An 18,950-nucleotide genomic window follows, 5' to 3' on the forward strand; every position below is an offset into this window, starting at 1 on the left:
GGCGCCGAGCTCGCGGTTTCCGTCATCATTTATTGACCACAGGTACCCTCCATGGCACAGACATCTCTGGATAAAAGCAAGATCAAGTTTCTTCTGCTGGAAGGCGTGCATCAGTCCGCGCTAGACACTCTGAGCGCCGCTGGTTACACCAACATTGAGTATCTGAAAACCTCCTTGCCTGCAGATGAGCTGAAAGAGCGCATTAAAGATGCCCACTTTATTGGTATTCGCTCGCGCACCCAGCTCACCGCCGATATCTTCGACGCGGCCGAGAAACTGATCGCTGTGGGTTGCTTCTGTATTGGTACCAACCAGGTCGACCTTAAAGCTGCCACCGAGCGCGGTATCGCCGTGTTCAACGCGCCTTACTCGAACACACGTTCAGTGGCCGAGCTGAGCTTGGCAGAAATGATCATGCTGATGCGCGGCATTCCAGAGAAAAACGCCCAATGTCACCGCGGTGGCTGGCAGAAGTCTGCCGCCAACTCCTACGAAATTCGCGGCAAGAAGCTGGGTATTGTCGGTTATGGCAGCATCGGCACTCAACTGTCGGTAATGGCTGAAGGGTTAGGCATGGAGGTCTACTTCTACGACGTGGTCACCAAGCTGCCCATTGGCAACGCTAAACAAGTCACCAGCCTCAACGAGCTGCTGAATCAGGCTGACGTCGTTTCGCTGCACGTTCCCGAGACACCGGCCACCAAGTGGATGATGGGCGCCGAGCAATTCGCGCAAATGAAGCAAGGATCCATTCTGCTGAACGCCTCGCGTGGTACCGTTGTCGACATTGACGCTTTGGCCGATGCCGTACGCAGCAAAAAACTGTTGGGTGCTGCAATTGACGTATTCCCTGTGGAACCACGCTCCAATGACGAGGAATTCGTGACGCCGCTGCGCGAGTTCGACAACGTCATCCTGACGCCACACGTCGGTGGCTCAACGTTGGAAGCACAAGAAAACATCGGTAAAGAAGTGGGCGAAAAGCTGGCAACTTACAGCGACAACGGTACCACCACGTCTTCGGTGAACTTCCCAGAAGTTGCCTTGCCAGCCAACCCGAACGTGCACCGCATCCTGCACATCCACAAGAACATGCCAGGGGTCATGAACGCCATCAACCAAGTCTTTGCCGACAACAACATCAACATCAGCGGCCAGTATCTGCAAACGGTTGAAGAGGTTGGCTACGTGGTGATCGACGTGGCGGCGGATGTCAGCGACCTAGCGCTGGAAAAGATCAAGCAAATCGAAGGCACCATTCGCGCACGCGTGCTGTACTAACCAATACGCGCGCCAATTAGCGCAACGAGCACAAAAAAAGCAGGCACTGCCTGCTTTTTTTGTGCTTATCCAGCCTGTCAGTCCAGCCGCATTTCAATGCCTGCTGCCGCCATGTGCTGCTTTGCCTGCATGACGGTGTATTCACCGAAGTGAAAGATGCTCGCGGCCAGCACGGCATCCGCACCACCTTGCTGAACACCGTCCACCAAGTGGTCGAGATTGCCAACACCGCCCGAGGCGATCACTGGAATATCCACCGCGTCTGTGATCGCGCGGGTTACACCCAGATCAAATCCGGTTTTTACGCCATCACGATCCATGCTGGTCAGCAGAATCTCACCAGCGCCGTATTCAGCCATCTTGATCGCCCATTCCACCGCATCAATGCCAGTGGCTTTGCGACCGCCGTGGGTGAAAATTTCCCAGCGCTGCTCCGCAACCTGCTTGGCATCAATCGCCACCACAATGCACTGCGCGCCAAACTTGTCCGACGCTTGGCGCACAAACTCCGGGTTGTACACCGCAGCGGAGTTAATCGACACTTTGTCCGCACCGGCATTGAGCATGCGGCGAATGTCCGATACCTCACGAATACCACCACCCACCGTTAGCGGGATAAAGACCTGCTCAGCAATAGCCTCGACCATGTGTTCAGTGGTATCGCGCTCTTCGTGACTGGCGGTGATGTCCAGGAAGGTGATTTCGTCCGCTCCCTGGTCGTTGTAGCGCTTGGCAATTTCTACCGGATCACCTGCGTCGCGGATGCCGACAAAGTTGACGCCTTTCACCACCCGCCCTTGATCGACATCGAGGCAAGGTATGATGCGTTTTGCCAGCCCCATTAAGCCGTTACTCCGCACAGCTCATCGGCCAGCTGCTGGGCTTCGGCCACGTCCAGAGTGCCTTCGTAAATGGCGCGCCCTGTGATGGCGCCCATCACGCCACGATTCGCAACACCCGCCAGCTGGCGAATGTCGTCAATATTGGTCACACCGCCAGAAGCAATCACCGGGATTCCACCCTCCTCGGCCAGTTGCACTGTGGCTTCAACATTCACACCTTGCATCATGCCGTCGCGAGCAATGTCGGTGTAGACAATCGACATCACACCGTCATCTTTAAACTGACGCGCTAGATCCACAGCTTTTACCTCGGACACTTCGGCCCAGCCATCGGTGGCGACAAAGCCATCTTTGGCGTCCAATCCGACAATGATGGCTCCCGGAAAGGCGCGGCAGGCCTCGGCCACAAAAGCAGGCTCTTTTACCGCCTTGGTGCCAATAATCACCTGGCTAACACCCGCCTGAATGTAATGCTCGATGGTTTCTAAAGAGCGAATGCCACCGCCAATTTGAATGGGCAGTTGCGGATACTTTTTAGCGATGGCAGTCACCGCCTCACCATTGACTGGCTCACCGGCAAAAGCACCGTTTAAATCTACCAAGTGCAAACGTCGACAGCCGGCTTCGACCCAGCGCTGCGCCATATCCACGGGGTGGTCACCGAACACAGTGGAATCTTCCATTCGCCCTTGACGCAGGCGCACGCATTGACCGTCTTTCAAATCGATGGCGGGTATCACCAACATAAACTGCCTACCTTATTCATCTGCTAGTCGCCACACCGCACGGGCATCGCGTTGAATCATTAGATCTGACCACGACAAAGTGGTCGCTTTGTGCGCCGCCCCAGCCCTCAGCCTTGGCCATCCCAGGCAAGGAAGTTTTTCAACAACGCCAGGCCAGCGCGATGGCTCTTTTCCGGGTGAAACTGCACAGCAAAGACGTTGTCCTGCGCCAGGGCAGCATCAAAGGTAACGCCGTATTGGCACTGCCCAACGACCTGAGTGGCATCCGCCGCCACCACGTAATATGAGTGCACAAAATAGAAGCGGCTATTGTCGTCGATGCCTTGCCACAGCGGATGTGGACGCTGCTGCACCTGGTTCCACCCCATGTGCGGCACCTTCAACTGCTGTTGCTGCGCTTCTGGCTGCTCGCCAAAGAACTTTACTTCACCGGCAAACAGGCCCATACCATCTACGCCGCCATTTTCCGCGCTGTGCTGCAGCATTGATTGCAGACCAACGCAAATACCCAACAGCGGTTTGCTGCTACGCACTTCGTCCACCACCTGGTCAATGCCGTGTGCCCGAATCTCCGCGATACAATCGCGAATGGCGCCGACACCAGGCAGCACCACATGATCCGCCGCCAGGATTTGCTCTGGGTCACTGGTGACAACCACATTCGTTTCGGGCGAGACATGCTGCAGAGCGCCATGCGCAGAGTGCAAATTGCCCATGCCGTAATCAATCACGGCGCATACTTTGCTCATCGTGGCCATCACAAGGTGCCTTTGGTCGAGGGCATCACACCGGCCATGCGCGGATCCAACTCCACCGCCATACGCAGTGCCCGGCCAAAGGCCTTGAAGATGGTCTCTGCTTGGTGATGGGCGTTAAAGCCCTTGAGGTTATCAATGTGCAAAGTGACGTTGGCGTGATTGACAAACCCTTGGAAAAACTCCCAGAACAACTGGGTATCAAAGCGGCCGATATTGCCACGGGTAAAGTCGACCTTCATGTCCAAGCCGGGACGGCCAGAAAAGTCGATCACCACACGTGACAGAGCTTCATCCAGAGGCACATAGGAGTGGCCGTAGCGCACGATGCCTTTTTTATCGCCAATGGCCTGGGCAAACGCTTGCCCCAGGGTGATGCCGATGTCTTCCACCGTATGATGGTCATCGATGTGGGTATCGCCGTTGCAATGAATGTCCAGATCAATCAGTCCATGGCGCGCGATCTGATCCAACATGTGCTCCAGAAAAGGAACACCGGTATCAAACTGAGCCTTGCCGGTACCATCCAGATTAATGCTGACGCGAATCTGGGTTTCGAGCGTATTGCGCTCAACCGTTGCGCTGCGTGCCATGAAACTGCTCCGAAATCTCGCAAATTAGAAAGAAAGGCATTATAAAGCAACGCGCCCAAGAAAGTAGCAGCGGCACTGACCATCAGTAAAAACACAGGGGTAATTATGCCAGTTCGCCTGGAGCACATTCGCACACCGTCAGCACAAGACTGGATCGATCTCGGCAAAATCCATGCGGACACCCAGCCACTTGGCCTAAAGATGGATTCGACAGCATTGGGCGACTGGCTACAGCAGCCCAACCATTGGCTGCTGGCCGGGCGCTTTAACGACAGAATCGTCGGCTGCTTGCTCGCTCAACAACAGGGCGAGGTGGTGGTTCTCAGCAATGCTGCGGTGCGCACCATCACTCAACGCCGTGGTGTAATGCACCAGCTGCTGCACCATGTGTGCGATTGGGCGCAACACGAATCCCTTGCCCTCGAGTTTCATGCCGTGCCATCAGAGCTGGAAGATGCCGTCAAAACTCGCGGCTTTCTCCTAATTAATAATATCTATCGACACAATAACCTTAACAAAAGCTGAATTGTTCCCCCAGAAGAACAGGTTATTTGCATAATCTTGGCTACCCAGACAGACGCCGACCATCCATACTGATCCCACTTTCAATCACTCGGATCGTCTGTCATGAGAATTGCCATTCAATCTGCCGCTTCATTCCTAATTGTCACTGCGCTGACCTTAGTGAGCAGTGTTGCCTCCGCAGCACAAGCTCCACACAAAGTGGTGGAGCAAGCAACACAGGGCGTCATCCAAGAACTAAAACGGCTGCCGGTGGAAAGTCGCACCGATGAGCAGGTACGCCACCTGGTGATGACCTACATCGTGCCCGCCATCGATCAACGTCGAGTAGCGATGGGCGCTCTGGGCAAGAACTGGCGTCGAGCCAGTGCTCAGCAGCAGCAGCGATTCATCGATTTGTTCCGTGACCTGCAGATTCGTACCTATAGCGGCGCCTTTAAAGCCTTCAGCGGCGAGCAAATCTCGTTGGAGCCAGCACGCTTTAATCAACGCGGTGATCGTGCCTTGGTGAAAGGTCAGCTGGTACAAAGCAGTGGCCAGACCATTCCTTTGGACTTCCGCCTGTACCAAACCAAACAAGGCGACTGGCAGGTATACGATGCCGTCGTCGCTGGGCTAAGCATGGTCAAGGCCTACCGCAGCCAGCTGTCAGAGCAATTGCAGTCGATGTCGATGGACGAACTATTGGCCGACATGGAGCAGCAAGTACCCGCTGCTCAGCAAGCGCAACGTTAATTTTCCTTTTCTTTCCTTCTCTTCCTCTTTGATGCCGGCGTTAAGCCGGCTTTTTTTTGCCCTGTCGCTTGCATCTCAGCTGCTATCATTAGTGTCGTGGCGATAGTCCGTACGCCGCACGCCCAGACTTTGGCCCACCTTGGGGAAGTGGATAGCATTATGTACAAGCTGTACCAGACCCATCTAATCAACAACGAGTGCCTGAGCGCATGAGCACCACGCGTGCTGCCACCGCCCTGCTGGCAAGCGGACTGCTAATGTTGAGCCAAGGCGCAGACAGTCGACAGAATGTGACTAAACTGCAATTGTTGTCGAAAATGGCGCAGTTTATTCATTGGCCAGCGAGCGATACCCGGGTGCCAACCACCCTGTGCGTGTTCAGTGAGAGCAGTTTAAAGGCACTGCAGCAAGAGCAACGTGACTCCGGCAGTCAGGTTCCAGTGTTGCGATTGTGGCAGCCTGGCCTGCAATCAGGTTGCCACATGCTTTATGTTGCTCATCGCCATATCGACAAGCTAGTCAATAATGATCCAAACTGCTTGGGCATTGCCATCATTACAGACGAATTGAGTGGACTGAATAACGGAGCGAGCTTGGCATTGATTCAACAACAACAGCACTTCAGGCTTGCCGTGAACATGCAGCAAGTTCGCCGTTGCCAATTGCAACTCGACTCCAACCTGCTTGAGTTGGCACTGCCAGCTTCTGCTGCAGGGAGCCATTGATGCAGCCGCTACGACATCAATCCTTGCGCCGCAAACTGATTTTAATCTCCCTGATTACCACCGGGCTGACATTGCTGTTGTCTAACTTGGCGTTTATGTCGCTAGAATATTACCTCACGCGGCAAGACAATCAGAACAAACTGGCGGTGCTCGGCCAGGTGATCGCCAATCGCGCGACCGCCGCACTCACCTTCTCCGATACCCAGGTGCTGCAAAACAATCTGGGCACGTTAAAAGCCGACCCGAATGTGGTGCGTGGCTGCATTTTTGACGCCGAACAACGCTTGCTGGCACGCTACGAAAACCATCCGTCTCTGCACTGCCCTATGAACCTGCAGGCTCTGCAAGTCAGCCGTGATCAGTTTTTCTCGCAGCTGTTCCCAATTTATCTGGACCAGCAGCCCATTGGCACTCTGTATATAGAGAGCAGTCGCGGCGCGCTGTTGGAGCGCTTCAACCAGTTTGTCATGTTTTCCGTCATCATTTTGGCCATTACCGTCGTGTTGGCGATTTTGCTTGCGAACAAATTGCAGGAAATGGTGCTGCGTCCGATGCGCGAGCTCAGCAACACGCTGGCGAACATTGTCAAAAACAAGGACTACTCCATCCGCGCTCAAAAAGAAAACGCCGATGAACTGGGCGATCTGGTGGACTTATTTAATGGCTTATTACGTACCATTGAGGCAGAGAACCAATCGTTGAAGACCAGCGAAGAGCGCTTTCGCAAACTGACGGCGCTGTCGCCAGTGGGGATCTTTCAAATCGATCCGAACCAGCAGCTCACCTATGTGAACCAGCGCTGGCACGACATTCACATGGTCCCAGAAAATGATTTAAGTCTGCAAAGCTGGTTTGATCGCATTCATCCCAAAGATTTACCGCAGCTGCAAAAACGCTGGAACCGCTTGATGTGCGATCAGGAAAGCATCGCACAGGAGTTGCGCTTAACTCGCCGGGACGGCAGCCACACTTGGGTGCATCTTTTGGCCAGCCCGTTGCACAACAGTAATGGCGATTTGCTCGGCTTTCTTGGCGCGGTATCGGATATATCCGAGCTGAAAGCGGCGCAAATCCAGATGGAAAACCTCGCTTTCTACGACCCATTAACCGGACTGGCCAATCGCCGCCTGTTCAAAAATCGCTTAGAGAAGTCGGTGAAAAGTGTTTTACGCTCTGGTAATTCCATGGCGTTGATGTTTCTCGACATGGACCAGTTTAAGCGCATCAACGACACCCTAGGCCATGACGCTGGTGACGTTTTATTAAAAGAAGTCGCCGCACGACTGACCGCTACCGTGCGCGAAAACGACACCGTGTCACGCATCGGCGGTGATGAGTTCACCATCCTGCTGACCGACATTCACCACACGTCCGATGTACTGGTGGTGGCAGAGAAGATACTGCAAGCCTTGGCTCGCCCGATTCGAATCAAAGGCCAAGACATTATCACCACCGTTAGTATCGGCATCACCTTAACGCCAGAAGACTCCACCGATGCCAATACGCTGATGAAAAATGCCGATTTAGCGATGTATCGTGCCAAGGAAATGGGGCGCAACAACTTTCAGTTCTTCTCTGAGGACATGAACCACAACATCCTCGAGCATTTGGCGATTGAAAAAGAAATCAAAGAAGCAATCTCACGCCAGCAATTTACCCTGCTGTTCCAACCCAAAGTCAGCTTGATGGACTACTCAGTCACCGGCGTCGAGACACTGATCCGCTGGGAGCACCCAGAAAAAGGCATTATCACCCCATCGCGCTTTATCCCTGTGGCCGAAGAAACCGGTCAAATTTTGGAAATAGGCGCTTGGGTGCTGGAGCAAAGCTGCCGCCAGGTTAGCTCGCTGATTCGAGACGGCATACTGCCAGCAACGGCCAAAGTCGCAGTTAACCTGTCTGCCAAGCAGTTTACCGACCCCAAACTGGTTGAGCAGATCAGCAATGTCCTGAGTGTGTCAGCCATTCCTCCGGCGTGTCTGGAACTTGAAATTACCGAAAGCACATTGATGGATGACGTCGAGGGCGCCATCGCCACCATGCAACAGATCAAAAAAACCGGGGTATCCATTGCCATCGATGACTTTGGTACCGGCTACTCCTCTTTGGCCTACATCAAGCGCTTCCCGATAGATGTACTGAAAGTCGATCGCTCTTTTGTGATGGACATTCCAGATGACAGCAACGATATGGCCATCACCGCCGCCGTCATTGCCATGGCCCACAAGCTGAGCATGGACGTGGTCGCCGAAGGCGTAGAAACCCAAGCGCAACTGGACTTCCTGCGCAACAATCACTGTGATGAAGGCCAAGGCTATTTATTTAGCCGGCCGCTGTCGCTGGGGCAGCTGCACCAGTTCATGCAAGAAACCCGACAGCGCCACCGTCAGGAAAACTCCTATTCGGCCTAACAGAAGCCACTATCCACACAGACTTTGTGGCGTTTTTTATCACTGTGTGCGGGCGTATACTGCGGCCTCCCGTTTCTTAGCAAAGCCTTGCCGTGTCATTTTCATTCAGCGATACCGTGCTCGCTTGGTACCAGCAGCACGGCCGAAAGCACTTACCCTGGCAACAACAGATCACGCCATACCGTGTGTGGGTCTCCGAAATCATGTTGCAACAGACCCAAGTCACTACCGTGATCCCGTATTACGAGCGGTTTATGCAGCGTTTTCCCGACGTCTTCAGTTTGGCTCAGGCCGAGCAGGACGAAGTGCTTCACCTGTGGACTGGCTTAGGCTATTACGCCCGTGGCCGTAACCTGCATGCGTGCGCTAAGCAGGTGGTAGAGCAGTATCAAGGTGAGTTTCCACAAGACTTGGAGGCTTTGGCCGATTTGCCGGGCATTGGGCGCTCAACGGCGGCGGCCATTGCCTCTATCAGCATGGGCATGCGCGCAGCCATTATGGATGGCAATGTGAAACGCGTATTAACACGCTTTTTCGCCATTGAAGGCTGGCCGGGACAAACCTCAGTGAACAAGGAGCTGTGGCAACTGGCCGAGTCACTGACGCCCGAGCACAGCTTTCGTGAATACACTCAAGTGATGATGGACTTGGGCGCGACCCTATGTACGCGCAGCAAACCCGCTTGTGGTATTTGCCCGCTGCAGCCGCATTGCGCAGGGTACGCCAGCGGTGAGCCGACCCAGTATCCACATTCAAAACCGAAAAAAGCCAAACCCGAAAAACACACCATCATGCTGATTATTCAGAACTCAGCGGGTGAACGCTGGCTACTGCAACGCCCAACACAGGGGCTTTGGGGAGGGCTATGGAGCTTTCCCGAAGTAGACAGTGAAGCTGAAGCGCTGATACTGCTGCGCCAACAGTTTGGCTGCGAGCCCGAGTCGCAGCAGTGGCTCGATGGCTTCCGCCATACATTCAGCCACTACCACTTACACATTCAGCCGCTGTTGCTAACACTGCCAGGTACCAGTCAGCAGATACAGCAAGGCAGTGGCCACTGGTACAATAGCAACAAGCCAGCAGAGCTTGGCTTGGCAGCTCCGGTGAAAAAGTTATTAACGCAGATATAAGGACGCCCACATGGCCAGAACCGTTTTTTGCAAAAAGTATCAGCAAACACTGCCAGGACTCGAGCAACCACCCATTCCTGGCCCGGCGGGCGAAGACATCTTTGCAAACGTTTCTCAGCAAGCGTGGCAAGAATGGACCGATCATCAGACGCGCCTCATCAATGAAAAACATCTCAATATGATGGATGTACAAGCACGCAAATATTTGACCGAACAGCGCCGAAAATTCCTCAGCAATGAGGAGTTTGATCAGGCTGAAGGCTATGTTCCTGAAAATAAAGAAAAATAATCTCCATATTTAGTTGACAGCTTGGGCCTAGCAGGTTTTAATACGCGCCACTTGATGAGGCAACGCCTGTTACCCATCTCTTGCCCGGATAGCTCAGTTGGTAGAGCAGAGGATTGAAAATCCTCGTGTCGGTGGTTCGATTCCGCCTCCGGGCACCATTTATTACCCCCACCTCGAAGCGAATAACGCACACCAATACTTAAATGCTGCGTTTAATTTTTTCTCTTTTTATTTTCATCAACATCAATGCTCAAGCCCAAACCGTCAACGTCGACCGAGTTGTGCGCGTGTACGATGGCGATACCATCACTGTGGATATTGCCCAGTGGCCAGCCATTGTTGGCGAGAGCATCAGCGTTAGAATTCGTGGCATAGATACGCCAGAAATACGCGGCAAGTGCGAAGAAGAAAAAATCAAAGCCAGACAAGCGCGGGACTACGTCGCTGACCTACTGTCTGATGCCGATCAGGTGCAACTGACCAATATCGAACGCGGCAAGTATTTTCGCCTCATCGCAGATGTACTGTTCGACAATCAAGACTTGGCAACCCAAGTACTGCAGCAGCAGCTGGCACGTCCATACGAGGGCGGTAAGCGCCAGTCCTGGTGCGATACCAACCACTAACTCCCGTCGTACACCACCACCAGAGCCCCTGGTAACGGCCGCTCAGCTGGCCAATAGCCCACCGCCCTAGGCTGTTGTAACAAGCGCTCAAGCAACGCATCTTCATCGTCCACTTCTTGCGGTGGACGTGAGCGCCCGGTGAAGCGCATTTGCGCCCAATAGGATTGAATACGGACCTCCGACAATCCCATCACCTGCACGTTAAACATCGAGCGCAGGTGATTCGAGGGTTTCAGCGCCAGCGGCGTCAACTGCCAGCCAATCGAGGCACCCATGTATAAATTGCGCACCTGCTCGCGACTGAGCTGAATCGGATCATCCAGATTGGCAACCACCAGCACCCGATCTGCCGACGCTGGCGCAGCCACACACAGCACAAGCAACAATGCGGCCAGCCATTGATAGCCGCACATTAGAACACCCACTCCCAGCCCAGCTGATACAACCAGGCCGATTGTTTGCTTTGCGGCGATGCTGAATTGGCAAAGAAGCCACTTTGCGGCGCAGTCTCTTGCAACCAGCTGATTTCAGCCTTCAGCGCCATATCCAAACGCACATTCCAGCGTGCGCCCACGGAGTAGCTGTCCATACTGCCATCGGGAATAAAATCGAGTATGCCGTAATAAGTGCGTGCCAGCGCAAACCTCGGATCGGCCGGATTTTCCAGGAATGGCTGCAACTCCGTCTCACCAGATACACTGCCGTAGGAACTCGCGGCATAAGTCGCATGCAGACTGACATCGCCAACATACGCACCAGCGGTCAGATAATACCCCACCAGCTCGGGAGTAAAATCAAACTCGGTTGTGGTGCGCACCCATTCCGCCTGCCAGAAAGAATGCAAACTGTCGTAGCTCAGCGCACCTTGCACAATATGAATACGGCCGTGCGAATCCAAACTGTCAGCACTGCGACCGAAACCCGCCTGCTCTAGCGGCACTCGAATCAAATCAAAGTCCGGCAAGTCGGTGTCGTTGTAGCCCGAATGGTACGACAGGCGCACATTGATGTTATGACTCAACAGATTGAGTACCACCCCAGTGAGGTCAGTCACTCTTACATCAACCCCCAGCCGATTGCCGGCAATATAGACGTCACCATCAAATTGACCGTAATACCCCTCTAACGCCAGCGCCAAAGAAGGCCAGCTGTGTGAATAACTGACACTCCCCCCTGATAAGTATCAAACAGATAATTGTTGTACACCTGCGCTGGCGGGGTGATCCATGGATAAGCAAAGCCAACGTCAATACCATCGCTGTAACGAAAGAATGGGGTACGAAGCTTGCCGGCACGCAAGTGCCAGGCCGACGCAGGTCGGTAACTGAGATACAGCCATTCCAACCCAGTGGAGCGTTGATCACTGCTGTGTGCCAGCCATTGCCCAGTCAAAGACCACTGTGGTGAAAACGACAGTGTTGGTTGCAATGCCACCAAGCTTTGTTGGCCAAAGGAAGGATGATTTTCGTAACCAGCGAACTTGAGGTCGTCGTCATCCAGATAACCACCCACCACTCTGGTAAAACCGGACCATTCAAGAAACCGCTCCTCATCACTCGCTTGCACAGACAGAGGCGCCGCAAGGCCAATCATCCATACGATGATTGCAATCGATCTCATAACCACTCCACTGACGCACTTCTTTTTAGTCTATGTGACCCACTACGAATGCGGATGCCATGTCTTAACTGGCAGGTTGCAGTCGAGCAGCATGCCAGCAGCTAGTCTCAGAGCAATGAAATGACGCGGAGAGGTGTATGAGAATCAGGAGCATGCGCACAGCCATTATGCTGCTCGCTCTGATCTTCATGTCGGTCATTGCCCTGACCATCTTCTTTCTGGCCATCAAAGAGCATAGAAGCCTGTATGCGCACTATGCCGAAAGCGACCTAGATGCCTTATCCGACAACATGGCAAATGAGTTACTGCCGTTGCTCAGTCGCGAGCGCCAGTTCTTTCAGCTGAAAACCTATCTGCTGAAGCTCGACCCGTACGAGAACACCCAGGGAGCCGCCATCTTTGACAAGGACTGGCGACTGCTGGAAACCTACATCGGCTATCAACAGCAGCATCTCAAGCAGCATCAGCAAATCGACTTTACTGGCTGGTCGCTCAGGCAGCCCGGCCTGCACCGTGAAGACGGGCATTTAATTGCCGTTAAAGCCATCGGCGACCCCAATTGGGTACTGGGCTACCTAGTGATTGTGCGGGACTTCTCCTCCCCCTTGGAGCAAAGCACCCACAGCCTAACCTGGCAGGTATTGCCTGCCGCCACTCTTAGCATATTGCTGTTGATGCTGGCTTTTTCGGCGCTGGGCAATCACTGGCTAACGCCACTCGCGCGCCTGTCGACCATGGCCAAAACCGTGCAAAAGACTCAGGACTACAATGTTCGCCTACCAGTCTCTGGCAGCTTTGAAGTCGAATCACTAACCCGAGACATCAACGATATGCTGTCGGCCATTCGCCAGGAGCACGAGCTGAACAAACAACACGTCGTACTGCTTGAGCAGCGCCGCGAGACCATGGAATATCTGGCTAATTACGATCACCTTACTGGCTTGGTCAATCGACAGTTTTTTCGCAAACAGCTAGAAACCCTGCTCAAAAGCCAGACCACTTCCCAGCCAGCCATCGCCATCATGTACGCTGACTTGGATGGGTTTAAATTGGTGAACGACTCTCTCGGCCACGAAGTCGGGGACTCATTACTGCTCAACGCCGCCAAACGATTAAAAAATATGCTGGGCGATAGCGGCTTGGTGTCGCGACACGGTGGTGACGAGTTCCTTATTTTGGTGCAGCAATATGAAAACGAGCAGGAATTGAAATCCATTGCCGCACGCATTATCGACGCACTGACACAGAAGTTCGCCATTGATTCGTGGGAGATCCGCGTCAGTGCCAGCATCGGCATCGCACTGGCGTTACCAGATCAGGATGCCAATACCATCATTCGTAATGCCGACGTCGCCATGTACGAAGCGAAGCACTCAGGAAAAGCGCAGTACAGTTTTTTTAATGCCGAAATGATGGTCGAACATCAACGTCGCATCGAGGTTGCCAACGCCATCGACAGCGCCATTGCCAACGGTGAATTGTTCGTGGTGTATCAGCCAAAGCACCTATGCGATGGCAGCATCGTTGGCGCCGAAGCTCTGCTGCGCTGGCAAAGCCCGCAGCTGGGGTTTGTCTCCCCCGGTGAGTTTATTCCCATTGCTGAGCAATCGGGCAAGGTCTCACAACTGACCCAATGGATTATCAACCGTGTTTGTGCCGATATCGAAGATGCGTTATTGCCACTGGGTTTTCATCACCCTATCGCCATCAATTTATCCGCAGCCGACTTAAAGAAATATCACATGCTCGGCAGCATTAAGGGTGCCGTGCAAAAATACAGCATCGACGCAGGCCAACTGGAATTCGAAGTCACCGAACACTCCTATCTCGATGATTTTGACACCACCAATAGATTTTTATCGGACATTGCCGACATGGGTTACAGCATTGCACTGGATGACTTTGGTACCGGCTATTCGTCGCTCAGCTACCTGAATCGTATCCCCATCGACACATTAAAAATCGATAAACAATTCGTTGACCACATAGGTCAGTCACAGCAAGACGACGCCTTAGTGCTCACAATCATTGAAATGGGCAAACGCCTTGGAATGCAGCTGTGCGCCGAAGGGGTAGAAAGCAAAGCACAACTGGATTTTTTAGCCGCGTCAGGCTGTCAGTTTATCCAGGGGTATTATTTTTCCAAACCGATGCCATTAAACGATTTATGCGAGCGACTGTGGGCTGCAAAGCGCTCAGCACCATAGCCTCACCATCAAACAGATACAAAAAAGCCGGACATTGTCCGGCTTTTTCGCAAGCTACTTAGATCAGATTATTCAATGATCTTAGCAACAACACCAGCGCCAACGGTACGGCCGCAGTTATTCGTGTCGTCCTGACACTCACCCTTCGGGCTTCCTTCGGTCGTGCTGTTTTTGCTCCTGCAAAACAGTCACGGATAGCGATCCGCTCGGCCGACCCTACCTTGATACATATTCCAAGCACAAAAAAGCCGGACATTGTCCGGCTTTTTTAGCTAGCTACTAGATTACTGCTCGGGCTATCCATGCCCTCACCCCTCCTTACGTCAGGGCCAACCTCCGGTTGTCATAATCTGATCCAGTCAGATTATTCAATGATCTTAGCAACAACACCAGCGCCAACGGTACGGCCGCCTTCGCGGATCGCGAAACGCAGACCTTCGTCCATCGCGATCGGTGCAATCAAGCTCACTTTCAGAGCTACGTTGTCACCTGGCATTACCATTTCAACGCCTTCTGGCAGCTCAACAGCACCAGTTACGTCAGTAGTACGGAAGTAGAACTGTGGACGGTAGCCTTTGAAGAATGGCGTGTGACGGCCACCTTCGTCTTTGCCCAGCACGTATACTTCAGACTCGAACTGAGTGTGAGGAGTGATCGAACCCGGCTTCGCCAGAACCTGACCACGCTCAACTTCGTCACGCTTAGTACCACGCAGCAGAACACCAACGTTCTCACCTGCACGGCCTTCGTCCAGAATCTTGCGGAACATCTCAACACCAGTACAAGTCGTCTTGGTGGTTTCTTTGATGCCGATGATTTCGATTTCTTCACCAGTCTTAACGATACCGCGCTCAACACGACCGGTAACAACGGTACCACGACCCTGGATAGAGAATACGTCTTCGATTGGCATAATGAAGTCGCCGTCGATCGCACGCTCTGGCTCTGGGATGTAAGAATCCAGAGTTTCTACCAGTTTCTTAACAGCGGTAGTACCCATTTCGTTGTCGTCTTGGCCGTTCAGAGCCATCAGAGCAGAACCTGGAATGATTGGCGTGTCGTCACCTGGGAAGTCGTATTCAGACAGCAGGTCACGCAGTTCCATTTCAACCAGCTCCAGCATCTCTGCGTATTCTTCAGAGTCTGCACCGCCACAGTCTTCAGCCAGCAAGTCTGCTTTGTTCAGGAACACAACGATGTAAGGTACACCGACCTGACGAGACAGCAGGATGTGCTCACGCGTCTGAGGCATTGGGCCGTCAGTAGAACCACATACCAGGATAGCGCCGTCCATCTGAGCAGCACCGGTGATCATGTTTTTCACGTAGTCGGCGTGCCCTGGGCAGTCAACGTGCGCGTAGTGACGATCTGGAGATTCGTACTCAACGTGAGAAGTTGAGATGGTGATACCACGCTCACGCTCTTCTGGAGCATTGTCGATACCGTCGAAGGCAACGGACTCACCGCCCCATACTTCTGCACATACGCGTGTCAGCGCCGCAGTCAGGGTGGTTTTACCGTGGTCAACGTGACCAATGGTGCCAACGTTTACGTGGGGTTTGGAGCGCTCAAACGTTTCCTTTGCCATGACTCTGTCTCTTTCTGCCAGTGATTAACAGTTTTTCAATCGCACATACACAAAAAGGCAGGCCAATGGCCCACCTTTTCTGTATTCTCAAATTATGGTGCTGATAGGCAGATTCGAACTGCCGACCTCATCCTTACCAAGGATGCGCTCTACCGACTGAGCTATATCAGCGAATTTTTAATTGGAGCGGGTAGCGGGAATCGAACCCGCATCATTAGCTTGGAAGGCTAAGGTTCTACCATTGAACTATACCCGCTTACCGTGCAGCCAAGTTCTGTGGCTTTGCCTGCCTGGCTGCTCCAACAACGATTCCTGCCGTTGTTTTAAATAGTGGTGGTGGGGGCTGGATTCGAACCAGCGAAGCTTTCGCGTCAGATTTACAGTCTGATCCCTTTGGCCGCTCGGGAACCCCACCGAACTGGCGCGCATTATGTCGACCGATCGCCAAGCTGTCAACAAAAAATTCTTATTTTTTATTAACTTAGATGCACGCCATAAAAATCAGCCGGCAGAGCAGGCCAACTTCTTCCAGCGCACATCGCCCATGCCGTCACTAATACGCTGCAATAAATCCTCAGCGATATCGGCTTCATTGAGTTCCAGCCACAGCTCATCTTGGGTATCACTGACCACTTGGATGCGCACGTCTATGCCCAGCGCCCGCACCTGGTTCTGCAGGTTTTCTGCCGAGCTTTGATTGCGGAATAACCCGAGCGAAACTCCATCGGCCAATTCGCCTTGGGTAATGATGTAGCTATCGATGCGGCGACTTTGCAGCTCACGCAGCACTTTACGTGCTTGCTGCCGGTTGGCTTGCGGCGGCACATGCACCCAATATTCCGTCGGCTCTGCCGAAGGCGCCGAAATACGTTTCACACGAGTTTGTAAACCAACCGCCACGGCGCGCGCACGCGCGTCATTAAGTCGCTGCTGGTCCATAAATGGTCCGGCCACCTGACACAAACGCGGCTTAGAAACCACCGGAGCGACCGGTTGCTGACGCTGCGCCAGGCGCGTGCGTGCTTCATTAACCAGCTGCAAGCGTTGCTCTGCCGACGGTACATTTAATGTGGTCACCGGTACCGCCGCAGTAGCAGGTTGCTGCTGCCAAAAAAACGCCAGCAACAATAAGTTGGCTAGTACTAGGAGAAAAAAGATCCAGCGCATAGTTCTTCCATACCTTCAAAAACCAGATCCGCGTGATAGCGACATCCCGCGGCGTCTGCCAGCCAAGCACCATCGCCGCCGGTTATGACACAGCTGGCATGCGAATACTGCTGACACAACTGTGCCACCAACGCTACATGCTGACGACGTACCCCCGCGGACACGCAGCCTAGTGTATCGTTTGCGAGAGAAAAATCCGTGGCCGGCGCCTCATCTGCAAACTCCCGCACTCGCTCAGTGCGCAGAAACAGCGCCTGCTGCGCTAATTGCAAACCCGGCACAATGTAACCACCTTGGTGGTGCAGCTCGTTATTGTGGCGAGTCAGCAGGTCAACGGTCAGCGCCGTGCCGGCATCAATCACCAGCCATTGACTCGCAGTGGGCAGCGCACGTGCTGCTCCCAACATTGCGAGCCATCGATCAACGCCTAACCGCTCAGGTTTCTCGTAGCAATGCACAAAATCAGGAAACTGCGGCAATGCTCGGTGAATGACGTGCAAGCAAGCGTAGCGAGCGCCCAGTTCAGCTTCTAGCTCTGGCAGCTCACGCACGCTGGCCATCAAGACATGACTGGCATCGGGCCACGGTTGCGCAGCAAAGTCGGCGAGATCACATTGCTGACTGTCACCCTGCCAGCGCCATTTGAGACGACTATTGCCAGCGTCAATCAGCAATACGGACACTGATTTCTCCCGCGGTGATGGTTTCCATACCGCGCTCGGTGCGCAACATCAGTTCCCCTTTGCGATTAACGCCTTTCACCACGCCCTGCAGCTCTTCTTTGGGACCGACAATGCGTACCTCTCGCTCGGCAAACACATCACGCTCGCACCAGTATTGTTGAAACGGTGCAAAGCCACTGCGTTGAAATTCATCCACCACCGTCAACAGCTCGTCCAGCAATACACTGGCGACCTGATTGCGCGATAAACCGGGTTTTAAACTGCGCAGCTCTGCCCAGGGCTGATCGATGTCGGCGGCGTCTTGTTCACTAAGCGATAGATTCAGACCAATACCGATCACCACCTGACAATGACTGTTATATTCGCCCGTCACTTCCAGCAGGATGCCCGCCAGCTTTTTGCCGCCCGCATACACGTCGTTGGGCCACTTTAAGCCGATGTCTGCAATGCCCAGACGCCCCAGCGCGCGCTCTACGGCAATCGCCGTCACTAGGCTTAAACCTTCGAGCGCTTGCAAGCCACCGGCAAAAGACACCAGCAATGACAAATAAATGTTTTTGCCAAACGGGCTAACCCAACGCCGACCGCGACGACCACGCCCCTGGCTTTGCTTCTCCGCCAATACGGCGTAGCGCTGGCCCATATAGTCTTTGGCGCGATCAAATAAATAGGTATTGGTGGACGGCACATCGAGCAGAATTTCAAGCCGATCCAGGCGCTGCTGCAATGCCGCTTGAATACGCTGGTCGTCCAGCAGCTCAATCGCATCGTGCAAGCGATAGCCTTTTCCCTTCACCGATGAATACGGAATATCCAGTTCATCGAGCTTTTTTAACTGCTTCCAGACTGCCGCCCGACTGACACCCAACGCTTCCCCTAGGGACTCGCCCGAGTGAAAACCGCCATCCGCCAGCTGCTTGAGAATTTGATTGAGCATAATGAGACCTCCGGCGCTGAATATACCTGAACACCGGATGATAGACAGCTCTGCGTCAGCGAGCTGGTACTCGATTCGCCAGCACAGTGTCTG

At 53.5% G+C, this 18,950-nt stretch carries 20 protein-coding genes and 4 tRNA genes; 10 read left to right on the forward strand and 14 right to left on the reverse strand.

What is annotated here, in order from left to right:
- The first annotated feature begins 51 nt into the window (after positions 1-51).
- Entirely contained in the window at positions 52-1,281 is a 1,230-nt protein-coding gene (serA, locus tag CHH28_RS01710; protein ID WP_094058688.1) for a phosphoglycerate dehydrogenase, read from the forward strand.
- Between the two features lie 77 nt (positions 1,282-1,358).
- Here serA and hisF read toward each other — a convergent pair whose 3' ends face one another.
- From hisF to hisB, 4 genes are all read right to left on the reverse strand, one after another.
- Positions 1,359-2,123 carry an imidazole glycerol phosphate synthase subunit HisF gene (gene hisF, locus CHH28_RS01715; RefSeq protein WP_094058689.1) on the reverse strand — a complete coding sequence of 255 codons (765 nt, stop codon included), beginning with the start codon at positions 2,121-2,123 and terminating at the stop codon, positions 1,359-1,361.
- Positions 2,123-2,869, reverse strand: coding sequence for a 1-(5-phosphoribosyl)-5-[(5-phosphoribosylamino)methylideneamino]imidazole-4-carboxamide isomerase (hisA, locus tag CHH28_RS01720; protein ID WP_094058690.1), 747 nt, complete (start codon positions 2,867-2,869; stop codon positions 2,123-2,125). The genes hisF and hisA overlap by 1 nt, the downstream gene beginning before the upstream one ends.
- Positions 2,870-2,976: 107 nt before the next feature.
- Positions 2,977-3,618 (reverse strand): imidazole glycerol phosphate synthase subunit HisH, encoded by a 642-nt coding sequence (gene hisH / locus CHH28_RS01725; RefSeq protein WP_094061947.1) that lies wholly within the window; start codon positions 3,616-3,618, stop codon positions 2,977-2,979.
- A gap of 8 nt (positions 3,619-3,626) precedes the next feature.
- Positions 3,627-4,217 (reverse strand): imidazoleglycerol-phosphate dehydratase HisB, encoded by a 591-nt coding sequence (gene hisB, locus CHH28_RS01730; protein WP_094058691.1) that lies wholly within the window; start codon positions 4,215-4,217, stop codon positions 3,627-3,629.
- A 105-nt stretch (positions 4,218-4,322) separates the two neighbouring features.
- On the opposite strand from hisB, the gene CHH28_RS01735 reads away from it, so the two are divergent.
- The 8 genes from CHH28_RS01735 (at position 4,323) to CHH28_RS01770 (ending at position 10,655) form a co-directional block, all read left to right on the forward strand.
- Positions 4,323-4,742, forward strand: a complete 420-nt coding sequence (locus CHH28_RS01735; protein WP_094058692.1) for an acetyl-CoA sensor PanZ family protein — start codon at positions 4,323-4,325, stop codon at positions 4,740-4,742.
- A gap of 102 nt (positions 4,743-4,844) precedes the next feature.
- A complete protein-coding gene (locus CHH28_RS01740) occupies positions 4,845-5,474 on the forward strand; it encodes an MlaC/ttg2D family ABC transporter substrate-binding protein (RefSeq protein WP_094058693.1) in 630 nt (209 codons plus the stop codon).
- A gap of 209 nt (positions 5,475-5,683) precedes the next feature.
- The gene (locus CHH28_RS01745; protein WP_157729721.1) at positions 5,684-6,199 is read left to right on the forward strand and encodes a YfiR family protein; all 516 of its coding nucleotides are present in this window, start codon (positions 5,684-5,686) and stop codon (positions 6,197-6,199) included.
- A complete protein-coding gene (locus CHH28_RS01750; protein WP_094058695.1) occupies positions 6,199-8,610 on the forward strand; it encodes an EAL domain-containing protein in 2,412 nt (803 codons plus the stop codon). The genes CHH28_RS01745 and CHH28_RS01750 overlap by 1 nt, the downstream gene beginning before the upstream one ends.
- A 92-nt stretch (positions 8,611-8,702) precedes the next feature.
- Complete coding sequence (gene mutY / locus CHH28_RS01755) at positions 8,703-9,740, forward strand: A/G-specific adenine glycosylase (RefSeq protein WP_233243707.1); 1,038 nt, start codon at positions 8,703-8,705, stop codon at positions 9,738-9,740.
- Positions 9,741-9,750: 10 nt separating this feature from the next.
- A complete protein-coding gene (locus CHH28_RS01760) occupies positions 9,751-10,029 on the forward strand; it encodes an oxidative damage protection protein (RefSeq protein WP_094058696.1) in 279 nt (92 codons plus the stop codon).
- A gap of 82 nt (positions 10,030-10,111) precedes the next feature.
- Positions 10,112-10,187 (forward strand) — tRNA-Phe (locus CHH28_RS01765).
- A 45-nt stretch (positions 10,188-10,232) separates the two neighbouring features.
- On the forward strand, positions 10,233-10,655 hold the full coding sequence (locus CHH28_RS01770; RefSeq protein ID WP_094058697.1) for a thermonuclease family protein: 423 nt from the start codon (positions 10,233-10,235) through the stop codon (positions 10,653-10,655).
- Here CHH28_RS01770 and CHH28_RS01775 read toward each other — a convergent pair.
- The 3 genes from CHH28_RS01775 to CHH28_RS01785 are packed head-to-tail and all read right to left on the reverse strand — an operon-like array spanning position 10,652 to position 12,275.
- Positions 10,652-11,068 (reverse strand): hypothetical protein, encoded by a 417-nt coding sequence (locus CHH28_RS01775; RefSeq protein ID WP_094058698.1) that lies wholly within the window; start codon positions 11,066-11,068, stop codon positions 10,652-10,654. The genes CHH28_RS01770 and CHH28_RS01775 overlap by 4 nt on opposite strands.
- Positions 11,068-11,793, reverse strand: coding sequence for a hypothetical protein (locus tag CHH28_RS01780; RefSeq protein ID WP_094058699.1), 726 nt, complete (start codon positions 11,791-11,793; stop codon positions 11,068-11,070). Before CHH28_RS01780 ends, CHH28_RS01775 begins: the two co-directional genes overlap by 1 nt.
- Positions 11,778-12,275, reverse strand: a complete 498-nt coding sequence (locus tag CHH28_RS01785; RefSeq protein WP_157729722.1) for a hypothetical protein — start codon at positions 12,273-12,275, stop codon at positions 11,778-11,780. Before CHH28_RS01785 ends, CHH28_RS01780 begins: the two co-directional genes overlap by 16 nt.
- A 152-nt stretch (positions 12,276-12,427) precedes the next feature.
- Here CHH28_RS01785 and CHH28_RS01790 point away from each other — a divergent pair, with 152 nt between their 5' ends.
- Complete coding sequence (locus CHH28_RS01790; protein WP_199243975.1) at positions 12,428-14,482, forward strand: putative bifunctional diguanylate cyclase/phosphodiesterase; 2,055 nt, start codon at positions 12,428-12,430, stop codon at positions 14,480-14,482.
- A gap of 364 nt (positions 14,483-14,846) precedes the next feature.
- On the opposite strand, the gene tuf is transcribed toward CHH28_RS01790, so the two are convergent.
- From tuf to birA, 7 genes are all read right to left on the reverse strand, one after another.
- Entirely contained in the window at positions 14,847-16,070 is a 1,224-nt protein-coding gene (gene tuf / locus CHH28_RS01795) for an elongation factor Tu (protein ID WP_094058702.1), read from the reverse strand.
- A 95-nt stretch (positions 16,071-16,165) separates the two neighbouring features.
- Positions 16,166-16,241, reverse strand: a tRNA-Thr gene (locus tag CHH28_RS01800).
- Between the two features lie 11 nt (positions 16,242-16,252).
- Positions 16,253-16,326: transfer RNA gene (locus CHH28_RS01805), tRNA-Gly, on the reverse strand.
- 75 nt (positions 16,327-16,401) lie between these two features.
- A tRNA-Tyr gene (locus CHH28_RS01810) sits at positions 16,402-16,485 on the reverse strand.
- Positions 16,486-16,571: 86 nt separating this feature from the next.
- On the reverse strand, positions 16,572-17,237 hold the full coding sequence (locus CHH28_RS01815) for an SPOR domain-containing protein (protein ID WP_094058703.1): 666 nt from the start codon (positions 17,235-17,237) through the stop codon (positions 16,572-16,574).
- Complete coding sequence (locus tag CHH28_RS01820; RefSeq protein ID WP_094058704.1) at positions 17,213-17,920, reverse strand: type III pantothenate kinase; 708 nt, start codon at positions 17,918-17,920, stop codon at positions 17,213-17,215. Before CHH28_RS01820 ends, CHH28_RS01815 begins: the two co-directional genes overlap by 25 nt.
- Positions 17,901-18,857: a bifunctional biotin--[acetyl-CoA-carboxylase] ligase/biotin operon repressor BirA gene (gene birA, locus CHH28_RS01825; RefSeq protein ID WP_157729723.1), complete on the reverse strand. Its 957-nt coding sequence runs from the start codon at positions 18,855-18,857 to the stop codon at positions 17,901-17,903. Before birA ends, CHH28_RS01820 begins: the two co-directional genes overlap by 20 nt.
- Between the last annotated feature and the right edge of the window lie 93 nt (positions 18,858-18,950).

The sequence above is a fragment of the Bacterioplanes sanyensis genome, assembly GCF_002237535.1.
Classification (GTDB): Bacteria; Pseudomonadota; Gammaproteobacteria; order Pseudomonadales; family Oceanobacteraceae; genus Bacterioplanes; species Bacterioplanes sanyensis_A.